Origin of the sequence: Streptococcus infantis, from assembly GCF_047463615.1 — a bacterium.
Classification (GTDB): Bacteria; Bacillota; Bacilli; order Lactobacillales; family Streptococcaceae; genus Streptococcus; species Streptococcus infantis_X.
In genome coordinates this window covers 400,863-417,490 of sequence record NZ_JASHDO010000001.1, presented here as the reverse complement: position 1 = coordinate 417,490, position 16,628 = coordinate 400,863, and the positions used below count along the sequence as shown (strand labels likewise).

Annotated in this window: 15 protein-coding genes; 13 read left to right on the top strand and 2 right to left on the bottom strand. The window is 40.6% G+C overall.

What is annotated here, in order from left to right:
* Positions 1-90 precede the first annotated feature (90 nt).
* From sufC to QM874_RS02060, 6 genes are all read left to right on the top strand, one after another.
* The gene (gene sufC, locus QM874_RS02085) at positions 91-861 is read left to right on the top strand and encodes a Fe-S cluster assembly ATPase SufC (RefSeq protein WP_000114489.1); all 771 of its coding nucleotides are present in this window, start codon (positions 91-93) and stop codon (positions 859-861) included.
* Positions 862-888: 27 nt separating this feature from the next.
* A complete protein-coding gene (gene sufD, locus QM874_RS02080) occupies positions 889-2,151 on the top strand; it encodes a Fe-S cluster assembly protein SufD (protein WP_414316014.1) in 1,263 nt (420 codons plus the stop codon).
* 10 nt (positions 2,152-2,161) lie between these two features.
* Positions 2,162-3,388 carry a cysteine desulfurase gene (locus QM874_RS02075; RefSeq protein ID WP_414316013.1) on the top strand — a complete coding sequence of 409 codons (1,227 nt, stop codon included), beginning with the start codon at positions 2,162-2,164 and terminating at the stop codon, positions 3,386-3,388.
* The gene (sufU, locus tag QM874_RS02070; protein WP_414316012.1) at positions 3,375-3,815 is read left to right on the top strand and encodes a Fe-S cluster assembly sulfur transfer protein SufU; all 441 of its coding nucleotides are present in this window, start codon (positions 3,375-3,377) and stop codon (positions 3,813-3,815) included. Before QM874_RS02075 ends, sufU begins: the two co-directional genes overlap by 14 nt.
* Before the next feature lie 57 nt (positions 3,816-3,872).
* The gene (gene sufB / locus QM874_RS02065; RefSeq protein ID WP_049549257.1) at positions 3,873-5,285 is read left to right on the top strand and encodes a Fe-S cluster assembly protein SufB; all 1,413 of its coding nucleotides are present in this window, start codon (positions 3,873-3,875) and stop codon (positions 5,283-5,285) included.
* 282 nt (positions 5,286-5,567) lie between these two features.
* The gene (locus QM874_RS02060) at positions 5,568-6,968 is read left to right on the top strand and encodes an APC family permease (RefSeq protein WP_414316011.1); all 1,401 of its coding nucleotides are present in this window, start codon (positions 5,568-5,570) and stop codon (positions 6,966-6,968) included.
* 135 nt (positions 6,969-7,103) lie between these two features.
* On the opposite strand, the gene tnpA is transcribed toward QM874_RS02060, so the two are convergent.
* Together tnpA and pbp3 are read right to left on the bottom strand one after the other, a co-directional pair.
* Positions 7,104-7,568, bottom strand: coding sequence for an IS200/IS605 family transposase (gene tnpA / locus QM874_RS02055; RefSeq protein WP_414316010.1), 465 nt, complete (start codon positions 7,566-7,568; stop codon positions 7,104-7,106).
* Positions 7,569-7,752: 184 nt separating this feature from the next.
* On the bottom strand, positions 7,753-8,994 hold the full coding sequence (gene pbp3 / locus QM874_RS02050) for a D-alanyl-D-alanine carboxypeptidase PBP3 (RefSeq protein WP_414316009.1): 1,242 nt from the start codon (positions 8,992-8,994) through the stop codon (positions 7,753-7,755).
* A 105-nt stretch (positions 8,995-9,099) separates the two neighbouring features.
* Here pbp3 and QM874_RS02045 point away from each other — a divergent pair, with 105 nt between their 5' ends.
* The 7 genes from QM874_RS02045 to QM874_RS02015 all read left to right on the top strand — a co-directional run bounded on the left by QM874_RS02045 (position 9,100) and on the right by QM874_RS02015 (position 16,609).
* Positions 9,100-10,209 carry an AI-2E family transporter gene (locus QM874_RS02045; RefSeq protein WP_414316008.1) on the top strand — a complete coding sequence of 370 codons (1,110 nt, stop codon included), beginning with the start codon at positions 9,100-9,102 and terminating at the stop codon, positions 10,207-10,209.
* 221 nt (positions 10,210-10,430) lie between these two features.
* Positions 10,431-11,627 (top strand): elongation factor Tu, encoded by a 1,197-nt coding sequence (gene tuf, locus QM874_RS02040; protein WP_001040718.1) that lies wholly within the window; start codon positions 10,431-10,433, stop codon positions 11,625-11,627.
* A 156-nt stretch (positions 11,628-11,783) separates the two neighbouring features.
* Positions 11,784-12,893 carry a glutamate 5-kinase gene (proB, locus tag QM874_RS02035; RefSeq protein ID WP_414316007.1) on the top strand — a complete coding sequence of 370 codons (1,110 nt, stop codon included), beginning with the start codon at positions 11,784-11,786 and terminating at the stop codon, positions 12,891-12,893.
* Between the two features lie 9 nt (positions 12,894-12,902).
* Positions 12,903-14,165, top strand: a complete 1,263-nt coding sequence (locus tag QM874_RS02030; protein WP_414270204.1) for a glutamate-5-semialdehyde dehydrogenase — start codon at positions 12,903-12,905, stop codon at positions 14,163-14,165.
* A 3-nt stretch (positions 14,166-14,168) separates the two neighbouring features.
* Positions 14,169-14,966 (top strand): pyrroline-5-carboxylate reductase, encoded by a 798-nt coding sequence (proC, locus tag QM874_RS02025; protein WP_414270203.1) that lies wholly within the window; start codon positions 14,169-14,171, stop codon positions 14,964-14,966.
* Between the two features lie 117 nt (positions 14,967-15,083).
* Positions 15,084-15,722: a dTMP kinase gene (gene tmk, locus QM874_RS02020; RefSeq protein WP_414270202.1), complete on the top strand. Its 639-nt coding sequence runs from the start codon at positions 15,084-15,086 to the stop codon at positions 15,720-15,722.
* Positions 15,719-16,609, top strand: coding sequence for a DNA polymerase III subunit delta' (locus QM874_RS02015; protein ID WP_414316006.1), 891 nt, complete (start codon positions 15,719-15,721; stop codon positions 16,607-16,609). Before tmk ends, QM874_RS02015 begins: the two co-directional genes overlap by 4 nt.
* The last annotated feature ends 19 nt before the right edge of the window (positions 16,610-16,628 follow it).

Sequence of the window (16,628 nt, the reverse complement as noted above, 5' to 3'; positions counted from 1 at the left end):
TATATTTATTGACCTTTTACCGTATTTTCTAGGAAATCAAGTATGTTTCTAGTAAGCACTGTAAAGGCCTTGAAAAAGAAAGGAACAATCATGTCAGTATTAGAGATCAAAGATCTTCATGTTGAAATTGAAGGAAAAGAAATTTTAAAAGGGGTCAATCTGACTCTTAAAACAGGAGAAATTGCAGCTATCATGGGACCAAATGGTACCGGTAAGTCTACTCTTTCAGCAGCTATTATGGGTAACCCTAACTATGAAGTCACTAAAGGTGAAGTCTTGTTTGACGGTGTAAACATCCTTGAATTGGAAGTGGATGAGCGTGCGCGTATGGGACTTTTCCTTGCCATGCAATATCCATCAGAAATTCCTGGGATTACCAATGCTGAGTTTCTTCGTGCAGCTATGAATGCTGGTAAAGAAGATGATGAGAAGATTTCAGTTCGCGAGTTCATCACTAAACTAGACGAAAAAATGGAATTGCTCAATATGAAAGAAGAAATGGCAGAGCGTTACCTCAACGAAGGATTCTCTGGTGGTGAGAAAAAACGCAATGAGATTCTTCAACTCTTGATGTTAGAACCAACTTTCGCCCTTTTGGATGAGATTGACTCTGGTCTTGATATTGATGCCCTTAAAGTTGTTTCTAAAGGTGTTAATGCTATGCGTGGTGAAGGTTTTGGTGCTATGATTATCACTCACTACCAACGTCTTTTGAACTACATAACACCTGATGTGGTACATGTCATGATGGAAGGTCGTGTTGTCCTTTCTGGTGGTCCAGAATTGGCTGCACGTTTGGAACGTGAAGGATACGCGAAATTAGCTGAAGAACTTGGCTATGACTACAAGGAAGAATTGTAATTCCCTCGTATCTTTTAGGAGAAGTAAATGACTAAAGAAACTATTAAACTTTTTTCAGAAATGCACGCCGAACCAAGCTGGTTGTCAGACCTCCGTCAAAAAGCTTTTGACAAGATTGAAAGTTTGGAATTGCCAGTCATTGAGCGTGTCAAATTCCACCGTTGGAATCTGGGTGATGGAACGATTACAGAAAGTGAGCCATCAGCAAATGTTCCTGACTTCACAGCTCTAGATAATCACTTGAAGTTGGTGCAAGTAGGAACCCAAACTGTTTTTGAACAAACTCCAGTTGAGTTGGCTGAACAAGGAGTGGTCTTTACAGACTTCCACTCAGCTCTAGAAGAAATTCCAGAACTTGTAGAAGAATTTTTTATGTCATCAGTGAAATACGATGATGATAAGTTGGCAGCCTACCATACAGCCTACTTTAACAGTGGTGCTGTTCTCTACATTCCTGATAACGTGGAAATTGCTGAACCAATCGAAGGAATTTTCTATCAAGACAGCGATAGCGATGTGCCATTTAACAAGCATATTCTGATCATTGCAGGTAAAAACTCTAAAATCAGCTACCTCGAACGTTTAGAATCACGCGGTGAGGGTAGTGCTAAGGCGACTGCTAATATCACTGTTGAAGTGATTGCACGTTCTGGTGCTCAAGTGAAATTTGCTGCAATTGATCGTCTTGGTGAGAATGTCACTGCCTACATTAGCCGTCGTGGTAAATTAGGCAACGATGCAAGCATTGACTGGGCTATCGGTGTCATGAACGAAGGAAATGTCGTTGCGGATTTTGATAGTGACTTGATTGGTAACGGTAGCCATGCCGACCTTAAAGTCGTAGCTCTTTCAAGTGGTCGTCAGGTACAAGGAATTGATACGCGAGTGACTAACTATGGTTGCAACTCTATCGGTAATATCCTTCAACATGGGGTTATCCTTGAAAAAGCAACTTTGACCTTCAATGGTATCGGTCACATCATCAAAGGAGCTAAGGGAGCAGATGCCCAACAAGAAAGTCGTGTTCTCATGCTTTCAGATCAGGCTCGTTCAGACGCCAACCCAATTCTTTTGATTGATGAAAATGACGTAACTGCTGGTCACGCTGCTTCTATCGGTCAAGTAGACCCTGAAGACATGTACTACCTCATGAGTCGTGGACTGGACAAAGCCACTGCAGAACGCTTGGTTGTACGTGGTTTCCTTGGATCCGTTATCGTTGAGATTCCAGTCAAAGAAGTTCGTGATGAAATGATTGCAACTATCGAAGAAAAATTGTCAAAACGCTAAGGGGAAGCCTATGTTAGATGTAGAAGCGATTCGCAAGGATTTTCCGATTTTAGACCAGATTGTTAATGATGAACCGTTGGTCTATTTGGACAATGCTGCGACGACACAAAAACCACTAGCAGTTCTGGAAACGATTAACCGCTATTATGAGCAGGACAATGCAAATGTTCATCGTGGGGTTCATACCTTGGCGGAGCGGGCGACAGCTTCCTATGAAGCCGCTCGTGAAACCATTCGTAAGTTTATCAATGCAGGTTCGACAAAGGAAGTCCTCTTTACTAGAGGAACCACGACCAGTCTCAACTGGGTAGCGCGCTTTGCTGAGGAAGTCTTGACTGAGGAAGACAAGGTCTTGATTTCAGTCATGGAACACCATTCCAATATTATTCCATGGCAGGAAGCTTGTCGAAAGACTGGGGCAGAGCTTGTTTATGTCTATCTCAAAGATGGAGCTCTGGATATGGATGACTTGCGGGCTAAATTGACTGACAAAGTTAAATTTGTTTCACTAGCTCACGCATCAAACGTTCTTGGAGTAGTTAATCCTATCAAAGAAATCACGCAAATGGCTCATGAAGTTGGAGCTATTATGGTGGTGGATGGTGCTCAGTCTACACCACATATGAAGATTGATGTCCAGGACTTGGATGTGGACTTCTTTGCATTTTCAGGTCACAAGATGGCTGGTCCGACTGGTATTGGTGTTCTTTACGGTAAAGAAAAATATCTGGAGCAAATGTCACCAGTTGAATTTGGTGGCGAGATGATTGATTTTGTTTACGAGCAATCTGCTAGCTGGAAGGAATTGCCTTGGAAATTCGAGGCTGGAACTCCCAATATGGCTGGTGCTATTGGACTTGCAGCAGCAGTGGATTATCTGGAAAAGATTGGTATGGATGCCATTGAAGCTCATGAGCAGGAATTGATTTCATACGTCTATCCAAAACTGCAGGCGATTGAAGGATTGACCATTTATGGTTCGCAGAACTTGGCTCAACGTTCAGGTGTCATTGCCTTTAATTTAGGGGATCTTCATCCGCATGACCTTGCAACAGCACTTGATTATGAAGGAGTAGCTGTTCGTGCAGGTCATCATTGCGCTCAACCTTTGCTCCAGTATTTGGACGTTCCAGCAACAGCTCGTGCAAGTTTTTATATCTACAATACTAAGGCAGACTGCGACAAGCTAGTCGATGCATTACAAAAAACAAAGGAGTTTTTCAATGGCACTTTCTAAACTAGATAGCCTCTATATGGCAGTGGTAGCGGACCATTCGAAAAATCCACATCACCAAGGTAAGTTAGAAGACGCAGAACAAATCAGTCTCAACAATCCTACCTGTGGTGATGTCATCAATCTCTCTGTCAAGTATAACGATGAAGGTCGTTTGGAAGATATCGCTTTTCTAAACTCAGGTTGTACGATTTCAACTGCCTCTGCTAGTATGATGACAGATGCAGTCTTAGGAAAAAACAAGCAAGAAATTTTAGAACTTGCGACCATTTTTTCTGAAATGGTTCAAGGTCAAAAGGATGAGCGTCAAGATCAACTTGGAGATGCAGCTTTCTTATCAGGAGTTGCCAAGTTTCCTCAACGAATCAAATGCGCAACCCTGGCTTGGAATGCTCTCAAAAGAACAATTGAAAATAAAGAAAATCAGTAAGACAAGTTTCTTTTGTCTTATGAATCAGTAGAAATAAAGAATGAAAGAAAGGATATTATGGCTGAAGAAAGAGTAGAACCAAAACCAATTGATCTTGGTGAATATAAATTTGGTTTCCATGATGATGTAGAGCCTGTCCTATCGACAGGAAAAGGACTCAACGAAGGTGTTATTCGTGAATTATCTGCTGCCAAGGGTGAGCCTGAGTGGATGTTAGAATTCCGTTTGAAATCTTATGAAACCTTCAAAAAAATGCCCATGCAAACCTGGGGAGCAGACTTGTCAGAGATTGACTTTGATGACTTGATCTACTACCAAAAACCTTCTGATAAACCAGCACGTTCTTGGGATGATGTACCTGAAAAGATTAAAGAAACCTTTGAACGTATCGGGATTCCAGAAGCTGAGCGTGCCTATCTAGCTGGAGCTTCTGCCCAGTATGAGTCAGAAGTGGTTTACCACAACATGAAGGAAGAATTTGAGAAGTTAGGTATCATCTTTACAGATACGGATTCTGCCCTCAAGGAATACCCAGACTTATTTAAACAATACTTTGCTAAGTTGGTACCGCCGACAGATAACAAGTTAGCTGCCCTCAACTCAGCAGTATGGTCTGGTGGAACCTTTATCTACGTACCAAAAGGGGTCAAGGTAGATATTCCACTTCAAACTTACTTCCGTATCAACAACGAAAATACTGGTCAGTTTGAACGTACCTTGATTATCGTTGATGAGGGAGCAAGCGTCCACTACGTAGAAGGATGTACAGCGCCAACTTATTCAAGCAACAGCTTGCACGCTGCTATTGTAGAAATCTTCGCTTTGGACGGAGCTTATATGCGTTATACAACCATCCAAAACTGGTCTGATAACGTCTATAACTTGGTTACAAAACGTGCTAAGGCTCAAAAAGATGCGACTGTTGAGTGGATTGATGGGAACTTGGGTGCCAAAACGACTATGAAATATCCATCTGTATACTTAGATGGAGAAGGAGCGCGTGGTACCATGCTTTCTATTGCCTTTGCCAATGCAGGGCAACATCAAGACACTGGTGCTAAGATGATCCACAATGCTCCACATACGAGCTCGTCTATTGTCTCTAAATCTATCGCTAAAGGTGGAGGTAAGGTAGACTATCGTGGACAAGTAACCTTTAATAAGAACTCTAAGAAATCTGTTTCTCACATTGAGTGTGATACGATTATCATGGATGACTTGTCAGCATCAGATACTATTCCATTTAATGAAATTCACAACTCGCAAGTAGCTTTGGAACACGAAGCAAAGGTTTCTAAGATTTCTGAAGAACAACTCTATTATCTCATGAGCCGTGGGTTGTCAGAATCTGAGGCAACTGAGATGATTGTTATGGGATTTGTAGAACCCTTTACAAAAGAACTTCCAATGGAATATGCAGTTGAGCTCAACCGCTTGATTAGCTACGAAATGGAAGGATCAGTTGGATAATCTTTATGAACAAAAACTGAGGCTGGGACAAAAGTCCTAGCCTCTCAATTGTCTTTGGATTGTTGAGCAAGACGCAGTGGTTGAGTGGGCTCTACTACGCTGATTTCATCAGCTTTTACAGCCATACTCAACTGTGCGGAGGTGGGACGACGAAATCGAATTCTAACGAATTACCGATTTCTGTCCCACTCTCAGTTTTTTTGACGAAAGATACTTATAAATATTCACAAAAAGTCTTTTGTATGGTAAAATAATACAATCACATAAAGTGGGGGATGAAATATGAATATTTTTAGAACCAAAGACGTTAGTCTAGCTAAAACGGAAATGCACCGCCATTTGAAATTATGGGATTTAATTCTTTTGGGAATTGGTGCTATGGTGGGAACTGGTATCTTTACCATTACAGGAACTGCTGCAGCAACATTAGCAGGACCTGCTCTTGTGGTATCTATCGTGATTTCTGCGATCTGTGTGTCCTTATCTGCTCTCTTTTTTGCAGAATTTGCCTCTCGTGTTCCTGCAACGGGTGGAGCTTATAGTTATTTATATGCAATTCTGGGTGAATTCCCAGCCTGGATTGCTGGTTGGCTGACTATTATGGAATTTATGACAGCTGTTTCTGGTGTAGCTTCGGGTTGGGCGGCCTATTTTAAGGGGTTGCTTAGCCATTATGGAATTTCCTTGCCACAAGCCTTGAATGGAACTTTTAATCCAGAGCAAGGGACCTATCTTGACCTCCTACCAATTCTAGTTCTAGTACTTGTTACGGGACTGGTCTTATTGAATTCGAAGGCTGCGCTTCGATTTAATTCCATTCTAGTAGTTTTAAAATTTTCTGCTCTTGCCTTGTTTATCCTTGTTGGAATTTGGTACATTAAACCTGAAAATTGGTCAGACTTTGCACCATTTGGGTTTGGTCAGATTTATGGTGGAAGCACTGGGATTATGGCAGGTGCTTCACTCATGTTCTTTGGATTTTTAGGGTTTGAATCCATCTCAATGGCAGTTGATGAAATTCAAAGCCCCCAGAAGAATGTACCGCGTGGAATTGTTTTATCCTTAACTATTGTAACTATACTTTATGCACTAGTCACTCTAGTATTGACAGGGATTGTTCATTATAGCAAGCTCAATGTAGATGATGCAGTGGCTTTTGCTTTGAGAAGTATCGGTATTGGTTGGGCAGCTAATTATGTTTCTCTTGTTGCGATTTTTACCTTGATTACGGTATGTATTTCAATGACTTACGCCTTGTCACGAATGATTTATAGCTTGGCCCGCGATGGACTCTTGCCTCAAAGCTTTAAAGAAGTGACCAAGACTAGTCGCGTTCCAAAGAATGCAACCATCTTAACAGGTCTTGTTTCAGCCATTGCAGCGGGAATCTTCCCGCTAGCAAGTATTGCAGCCTTTCTTAATATCTGTACCTTAGCCTATCTTATTCTCCTAGCCTACGGTATCATCAAACTGAGAAAAGACAAGGGTATGCCAAAAGAGGGCGAGTTCAAAACTCCCCTGGTTCCTTTTTTGCCAATCTTATCTATTCTGATTTGTCTCTTATTCATGCTTCAGTATACTCTTGAAACATGGATGGCGTTTGGAATTGCCTTGTTAATAGGAATTATTATCTACTTTACTTATGGCTATAAACATTCGACTGTAGCTGAAAATGAATCATAACCACCCGTCTAACGGGTGGTTTGTCCCAGGGCTATAAGCCCAAATTACCAGCCAGCGCCTAAAGACGCTGGCTTTCACGTTGTTCAAGCCTCATTGCTCTTGACTCGTCACTTGCCTCTTAAAGAGGCCTTGGTACTACTTGTCACTATCCCTAAAGGGATCCTCATATTCTTTTACACTCAATTTATCTAGTGCTATATCATGCTTTTCCTGTTCTTGAATATATTTCTTAATTGTGTCTTCATTGAGTCCTACTGTACTCACATAATAACCTTCCGCCCAGAAATGCCTATTCCCAAACTTGTACTTGAGGTTGGCGTGTTTGTCAAACATCATAAGTGAACTTTTACCTTTTAAATAACCCATGAAACTCGAAACACTTAGCCTCGGTGGAATACTGACTAACATATGTACATGATCTGGCATTAAGTGACCCTCGATAATTTCAACTCCTTTATAACTACACAAGCGATGAAATATTTCGCCTAAACTACTTCGATATTGATTATAAATGACTTTTCGTCTATACTTAGGGGTGAACACAATGTGATATTTACACATCCACTTTGTGTGTGATAAACTATGTGCCTTTTGTGCCATATTTTTCTCCTTTCGCTTTACAATTTGCTTGAACACCTTTATTGTATCGCGTTTGGAGTTTTTTTGGTATAACCTTCGACGCGCACCCGCATAGCGGGTGGTTTTTTTGTCTCGCACCTAACGGAGCGAGACGGACTGAAAGTCACATAAAATAAAGAAAAAATCGCGATTTTCGCGATTTTTTTTATAGTTTTTCATTAACAAATCGAACAAATCGATTCCACCAAACTTTTAAGAAGAAGGCTTTGTCAACATTTTTTTCTGCAACCATTTCAAACTTAGGTTTGTCAGTAGTGATGTAACCTTGCCCGACTAGATCTTTATCTTCATAAGTGAGATGGCCAACAACTGTTCCTGCTTCAAGTGGTGCAGTATGCTCAGTACTATCAGGTGTGTAAGTAACAGATGACTGTGCTCGACTACCGAGACGTTGAACAATTTTTATATCTTCTTTAGCAACTGCTGTAACCGTATCTTGCTTTCCGTCATAAACTGGAGATTTGCTATCTTGGTAGCTTTCTCCTTGATTGACGATTGTTTGGAGAGCAAAATTGGATGAGATATAATCTAGAAGAGCTGAAGTTGCAGTAAAACGTGCATATGGATTGGTATCTTGGTTGTCAGCATTAAGAACAACTGTAATGATACGCATTCCTTTTTCAACTGTAGTACCTACAAAGGATGCTCCAGCCTTATCAGTCGTACCAGTTTTGAGACCATCAACACCCCCACGATAGGCAGGCATTCCCTCCAACATATAGTTAGTAGAATTAATGGTCATACCAGCGAAAGTTGAAGAAGGTTTCTTGGTGATTTCTAAGACCTGAGGATACTTGAGGATGAGGTTGCGAGCAACGACAGCAACATCATAAGCGCTCAATTTATTTTCATCATCTTTCTTTGAACCAGGATAGATATTAGCGCCGAGAGTTTCATTGTTAAGACCAGTTGTATTAACGAGGGTAGCATCTTGAATCCCCCATTCCAATAGTTTGGCCTTCATCATATCAACGAAGTCTTTTTCAGAGCCAGCAATTTTTTCAGCTAGGGCAATGGCTGCACTGTTAGCACTGGATACCAGAGTAGCTTCTAGCAATTCCTCAACTGTGTAGTTACGAGCTTCCATAGGAACGTTACTTGCTTCAGAATTGGTAGTGAGCTGGTAAGGATAATCTGAGATTTCTACAGGAGTAGAAAGGGTGATTTTTCCTTGTTCCAAGGCTTCATAGACTAGATAAACAGTGAGGATTTTACTGATAGAAGCAATTTCGACAGGTTGAGTCGCGTCTTTTTCATATAAAATCTTTCCGCTGTTAACTTCTACGGCAATAGCATGTTTTGCAGCCACATCAAAATCCTGAGCAGAAACAGTGGTAGCAGAACCGAATAAAAATAATGTGATTAAGGTTAAAAATAATTTCTTCATAGTAACTTTATTCTATCACAAAGACAAAAAATATTCTTGATTTTTTGATGAAGGTTATCAATCTTTTTTGAAATGTGGTAAAATAGTGAAAAGAGGAGGTGACTTATGTTTCGAAGAAATAAATTGTTCTTCTGGACAACTGAAATCCTATTAATAACCTTAATTTTCTATCTCTGGAGAGAAATGGGTGCTATTATCACACCCTTTGTAAGCGTGCTGAATACAATTATGATCCCTTTTTTATTGGGAGGATTTTTGTATTACATTACCAATCCAATTGTTATTTTTCTTGAGAAGAAGTGCAAGATTAATCGAATAATTGGGATTTTGTTAACCCTTTGCGCCTTAATTGGAACCATTGTGATAGGCGTTGTCTATCTTTTACCTATTTTAATCAATCAGTTGAGTAGCTTGATTAACTCTAGTCAAGATATTTATAGTCGTCTCCAAGATCTAGTCTTAGAATTATCAAAACATCCAGCCTTTCAAAATATAGATGTTCAACAAACCGTTCAACAACTAAATCTCTCTTATGTTGATATTTTACAAAACATCTTAAATAGCGTGACAAATAGTGTTGGAAGTATTTTATCTGCACTCGTAAGCACAGTCTTGATCATCATCATGACACCAGTTTTCTTGATTTACTTCTTGCTAGACGGACATAAGTTTTTACCAATGCTTGAGAGGACTGTCCTAAAACGAGATAAACTGCATATATCTGGTTTATTAACAAATTTGAATACCACTATAGCTCGTTATATTAGCGGTGTTTCAATCGATGCAGTCATTATTGGATGTTTGGCTTTTATTGGCTATAGTGTAATCGGATTGAAGTATGCCTTGGTGTTTGCTATTTTCTCTGGTTTGGCAAATTTGATTCCCTATGTTGGACCAAGTATTGGTTTGATCCCAATGATTATCTCTAACCTTTTTACAGATCCTCACAAAATGATTATCGCTGTCATCTATATGGTGATTGTCCAACAAGTGGATGGCAATATCCTCTACCCTCGAATTGTTGGTGGAGTCATGAAAGTTCATCCGATTACAATTCTCGTGCTATTATTGTTGTCAAGTAATATCTATGGTGTCGTAGGTATGATTGTTGCTGTTCCAACCTACTCAATTTTAAAAGAGATTTCCAAATTCTTAGCTAAATTGTATGAAAATCACAAGGAAGCAAAAGAAGAAGAAAGGTACTTATCAGAATGAAAGAACTAGACCCAATCTGGTTCTTTTTTTCTAAAAATAAGCCAATTTCTCGATATTTTAAATAAATTGGTAGAGGAACTAGGGCAAGAATAAGAATAATTCACAAAAACTTTGTAAAACACTTGCAATTTAGCTGAAATTTGATAAAATAGTAAGGAAAGTTAGACTGTATTGCCTACTGTCTATCTATAAAATATATTTTATTGGAGGCTTTTACTCAAATGGCAAAAGAAAAATACGATCGTAGTAAACCACACGTTAACATTGGTACTATCGGACACGTTGACCACGGTAAAACTACCCTAACTGCAGCTATCACAACTGTTTTGGCACGTCGCTTGCCTTCAGCAGTTAACCAACCTAAAGACTATGCGTCTATCGATGCTGCTCCAGAAGAACGCGAACGCGGTATCACAATCAACACTGCGCACGTTGAGTACGAAACTGAAAAACGTCACTACGCTCACATCGACGCTCCAGGACACGCGGACTACGTTAAAAACATGATCACTGGTGCCGCTCAAATGGACGGAGCTATCCTTGTAGTAGCTTCAACTGACGGACCAATGCCACAAACTCGTGAGCACATCCTTCTTTCACGTCAGGTTGGTGTTAAACACCTTATCGTCTTCATGAACAAGATCGACTTGGTTGACGACGAAGAATTGCTTGAATTGGTTGAAATGGAAATCCGTGACCTTCTTTCAGAATACGACTTCCCAGGTGACGATCTTCCAGTTATCCAAGGTTCAGCTCTTAAAGCTCTTGAAGGTGACTCTAAATACGAAGACATCATCATGGAATTGATGAACACTGTTGATGAGTACATTCCAGAACCAGAACGTGACACTGACAAACCATTGCTTCTTCCAGTCGAAGACGTATTCTCAATCACTGGACGTGGTACAGTTGCTTCAGGACGTATCGACCGTGGTACTGTTCGTGTCAACGACGAAATCGAAATCGTTGGTATCAAAGAAGAAACTAAAAAAGCAGTTGTTACTGGTGTTGAAATGTTCCGTAAACAACTTGACGAAGGTCTTGCAGGAGATAACGTAGGTGTCCTTCTTCGTGGTGTTCAACGTGACGAAATCGAACGTGGACAAGTTATCGCTAAACCAGGTTCAATCAACCCACACACTAAATTCAAAGGTGAAGTTTACATCCTTACTAAAGAAGAAGGTGGACGTCACACTCCATTCTTCAACAACTACCGTCCACAATTCTACTTCCGTACTACTGACGTTACAGGTTCAATCGAACTTCCAGCAGGTACTGAAATGGTAATGCCAGGTGATAACGTGACAATCGACGTTGAGTTGATCCACCCAATCGCCGTAGAACAAGGTACTACATTCTCTATCCGTGAGGGTGGACGTACTGTTGGTTCAGGTATGGTTACAGAAATCGAAGCTTAATTCGATTTAGTTCCCAGAAGAACAATTATTTAAGTCAGACACTAAAAGAATCTTGCTTTGCAAGGTTCTTTTTTTGCGGTCAGAGTGAGAGAGTTCCTTTTTTACAATTTCATAAAATCATGGTAAAATGGTTAAATATTAAATTTGGAGAAAAATATGAAGTACAAGCGTATCGTATTTAAAGTAGGGACTTCATCTTTGACTCATAAAGATGGAAGTTTATCTCGCAGTAAAGTAAAAGCAATCACACAGCAGCTTGCAATGCTACATGAAGCTGGTCATGAGCTGATTTTAGTATCTTCGGGGGCTGTTGCGGCAGGTTTTGGAGCCTTGGGATTTAAGAAACGACCGACAAAGATTGCGGATAAGCAGGCTTCAGCGGCGGTTGGTCAAGGATTGCTTCTGGAAGAATATACAACAAATTTGCTCTTAAGACAGATTGTTTCAGCGCAAATCTTGCTAACTCAGGATGATTTTGTCGATAAGCGACGTTATAAAAATGCCCATCAAGCTTTATCAGTTCTTCTTAATCGTGGTGCAATTCCTATTATCAATGAAAATGACAGTGTAGTTATTGACGAACTTAAGGTCGGAGATAATGATACACTCAGTGCCCAGGTTGCAGCAATGGTGCAGGCAGATCTTTTAGTCCTCTTAACGGATGTAGACGGTCTTTATACTGGAAATCCTAACTCGGATCCAAGGGCTAAACGTTTGGAGAGAATTGAGAACATCAACCGTGAAATTATCGATATGGCAGGTGGAGTAGGATCTTCAAACGGAACTGGTGGTATGCTGACTAAGATAAAGGCAGCGACCATCTCAACAGAGTCAGGAGTGCCGGTTTATATCTGTTCATCCTTGAAACCTGATGCTTTAATTGAAGCAGCTGAAGAAACTCTTGATGGTTCTTTCTTTGTTGCACAGGAGAAGGGGCTCCGTACCCAGAAGCAGTGGCTAGCCTTTTATGCCAAAAGTCAGGGAGCAATTTGGGTTGATAAAGGTGCTGCAGAAGCTCTTTCTCAACACGGTAAAAGTCTACTTTTATCAGGTGTTGTAGATGTTGAGAGCAACTTTTCTTATGGCGATATTGTTACGGTTTTTGATAAGGAAACTGGAAAATCACTCGGAAAAGGTAGAGTACAACTAGGTGCATCGGGACTGAAAGATGTCCTTCGATCTCAAAAAGCCAAGGGAGTCCTGATTCATCGTGATGACTGGATTTCTATCACTCCTGAAATCCAACTACTCTTTACAGAATTTTAGAGGTAAACTATGGTAAGTACACAAGAACAATTTGAACTGGTACAGGCAGTTAAAAAAACCATCAATACTGCTAGTGAAACAGTAAAAAACCAAGCCTTGCTAGCTATGGCCGATCACTTATTGACAGCTACTGAGGAGATTTTAGCGGCTAATGCTCGAGATATGGAAGCGGCTAAGGGGAAAATCTCAGATGTTATGCTCGATCGTCTTTATTTGGATGCAAGTCGTATCCAAGCGATGGCAACAGGCATTCGTGATGTGGTTGCTTTACCAGATCCAATCGGTGAAGTCCTAGAAACAAGTCAGCTTGAAAATGGTTTGGTCATTACTAAGAAGCGTGTGGCTATGGGTGTTATTGGCATTATCTATGAAAGTCGTCCAAATGTGACTTCTGATGCAGCTGCCCTTGCTCTCAAGAGTGGAAATGCGGTTGTTCTTCGTAGCGGTAAGGATGCCTACCAAACAGCTCATGCTATTGTTACAGCCTTGAAGAAGGGCTTGGAGACTACCACCATTCATCCAGACGTCATTCAATTAGTAGAAGATACTAGCCGTGAAAGTAGTTATGCCATGATGAAGGCTAAGGGTTATCTAGATCTTCTTATTCCTCGCGGAGGGGCTGGTTTGATCAATGCTGTCGTTGAGAATGCAATTGTGCCTGTTATCGAGACAGGTACAGGGATTGTTCATGTTTACGTTGACAAGGATGCAGATGAAGACAAGGCGCTGTCTATTATCAATAACGCTAAAACTAGTCGTCCTTCAGTCTGCAATGCCATGGAAGTGCTGCTTGTTCATCAAGACAAGGCGGCAAGCTTCCTTCCTCGCTTGGAGCAAGTTCTGGTTGCCGATCGAAAGGAAGCTGGTCTTGAACCTATTCAATTCCGTTTAGATGAAAAAGCTAGTCAATTTATTTCAGGTATAGCAGCAGAGCCACAAGACTTTGACACCGAGTTTTTGGACTATGTCCTAGCTGTAAAAGTAGTTTCTAGTCTTGATGAAGCTGTAGAGCATATCGAAGCCCACAGCACCCATCATTCGGATGCGATTGTGACTGAAAATGCTGATGCTATAGCTTACTTTACAGATCAAGTAGACTCGGCGGCGGTTTATGTCAATGCTTCGACTCGTTTCACAGATGGTGGCCAATTTGGTCTTGGTTGTGAAATGGGGATTTCAACTCAGAAATTGCATGCTCGTGGTCCAATGGGCTTGAAGGAATTGACCAGCTACAAATATGTGGTTACTGGTGATGGACAGATAAGGGAGTAAGAGATGAAGATTGGATTTATCGGCTTGGGGAATATGGGTTCCAGTTTGGCTAAGGCTGTTTTGCAGGCAAAAACGAGTCATCAGATTCTCCTTGCTAATCGTAGTCAAGCTAAGGTGGATACTTTTATTGCCAATTATGGTGGTCTGGCTTCTAGCAATGACGAAATCTTTGCAGAAGCAGATGTGATTTTTCTAGGAGTTAAACCAGCACAGTTCTCAGAACTGCTTTCTAAATATCAGCCAGTCCTTGAGAAACGAGAAAGTCTTCTTTTGATTTCCATGGCAGCTGGTTTGACCTTGGAAAAACTCGCTAGTCTTCTTCCAAGTCACCATAGGATTATTCGTATTATGCCTAATACACCTGTTGCTATTGGGCAAGGAGTGATTAGCTATGCCTTGTCTGCAAATTGTCATCCAGAAGACAATGAACTATTTTGTCAACTGTTAGCCAAGGCTGGCCAGTTAGTTGAATTAAGCGATGCTTTAATAGATGCAGCAACAGGGCTTGCAGGTTGTGGTCCTGCCTTTGTCTATCTTTTCATCGAAGCCTTGGCGGATGCAGGTGTTCAGACAGGATTGCCACGAGAAATGGCTCTGAAAATGGCGGCTCAAACAGTAGTTGGTGCAGGTCAAATGGTCCTAGAAAGTCAGCAACATCCTGGAGTCTTGAAAGACCAAGTTTGCAGTCCAGGTGGTTCAACCATTGCTGGTGTAGCAAGTCTAGAAGAACATGCTTTTAGAGGAACCGTTATGGATGCTGTCAACCAAGCCTACAAAAAAACTCAAGAATTAGGCAAATAAGAGGTGAGTGTTAAAACTCACACTCTTTTTTTTACAAAGAAGGAAATGAAAAAAGCTTTTCACAAATCCCCATTTTTTTGATAGAATAGAAGAGAGAAAAATAGAAATGAGTCAGACATGTCAAAAGGATTTTTAGTCTCTCTTGAGGGACCAGAGGGAGCAGGAAAAACAAGCGTTCTTGAAGCCCTAATCCCTGTATTAGAGGATAGGGGAGTAGAAGTTTTAACAACGCGCGAACCAGGTGGGGTCTTAATTGGAGAAAAAATTCGCGAAGTTATCCTAGATCCTAGTCATACTCAAATGGATCCTAAGACTGAGCTTCTCCTCTATATTGCTAGTCGTCGACAACACTTGGTGGAAAAGGTCTTACCAGCACTTGCAGCTGGAAAACTGGTTATCATGGATCGCTTTATCGATAGTTCTGTTGCTTATCAGGGCTTTGGGCGTGGTTTAGATATCGATGCCATTGATTGGCTTAATCAGTTTGCGACTGATGGACTGAAACCTGATTTAACTCTTTATTTTGATATTGAGGTCGAAGAGGGGCTGGCACGTATTGCTGCCAACAGTAATCGGGAAGTCAATCGTTTGGACATGGAAGGTCTGGATCTACACCGAAAAGTTCGTCAAGGTTACCTTTCTCTTATTGAAAGAGAAGGAAATCGCATCGAAAAAATCGATGCTAGCCTACCACTTGATCAAGTGATTGAAAATACGCAGCAGCTACTTTTTGATAGGATGGGATTAAGGAGATGAAGCAAGAGCAATTAAGAGCTTGTCAACCTTTACAATTTGAACGTTTTATCCATATCTTGGAGCAAGGGCAGCTCAATCACGCCTATCTCTTTTCAGGTAATTTTGGAAATTTAGAGATGGCCCTTTTCTTGTCTAAAAGTCTCTTTTGTAGTGAAAAAACTGATATTTTACCTTGTGAAAAATGTCGGAATTGTAAATTGATTGAGCAGGAAGAGTTTCCTGATGTGACCATAATTAAACCTCTAAATCAAGTCATTAAGACGGAGCGTATTCGAGAATTAGTTGGTCAATTTTCCCAGTCTGGTATTGAAAATCAACGTCAGGTCTTTATTATCGAGCAAGCAGAAAAAATGCATGTGAATGCTGCAAATTCACTCTTGAAGGTTATTGAAGAGCCACAAAGTGAGATTTATATTTTCTTTTTGACCGATGATGAGGAACAAATGTTGTCAACGATTCGAAGTCGGACACAGATTTTCCAATTTAAGAAGCAAGTGTCTACTTTAATGTCACAGCTTGAAGAGGCTGGTTTAGTAAAAAATAAAGCTAAGTTATTGGCTCAGTTTAGTCAATCTCAGGCGGAGGCTGAAAAGCTAGTGCATCAAGCAGGATTTTGGACACTAGTAGATGAAAGTGAACGTTTCTTTTCGTGGCTTTTAGCCCATAAAAAAGAATCCTATTTGCAAGTTGCAAAATTAACGAGTTTGGCTGATGATAAAGAAAAGCAAGATCAAGTGCTCAGAATTTTAGAGGTATTAGCTGGTCAAGAGGTTCTCAATGTTTCTGCTCGGAACATTTTGCAAAATCTCGTCCAAACTCGAAAAATGTGGCGGGCCAATGTTAGCTTTCAAAACGCTTTGGAATACCTGGTTTTACAAAAAAATTAAAGTGAAGATAGATTATAGA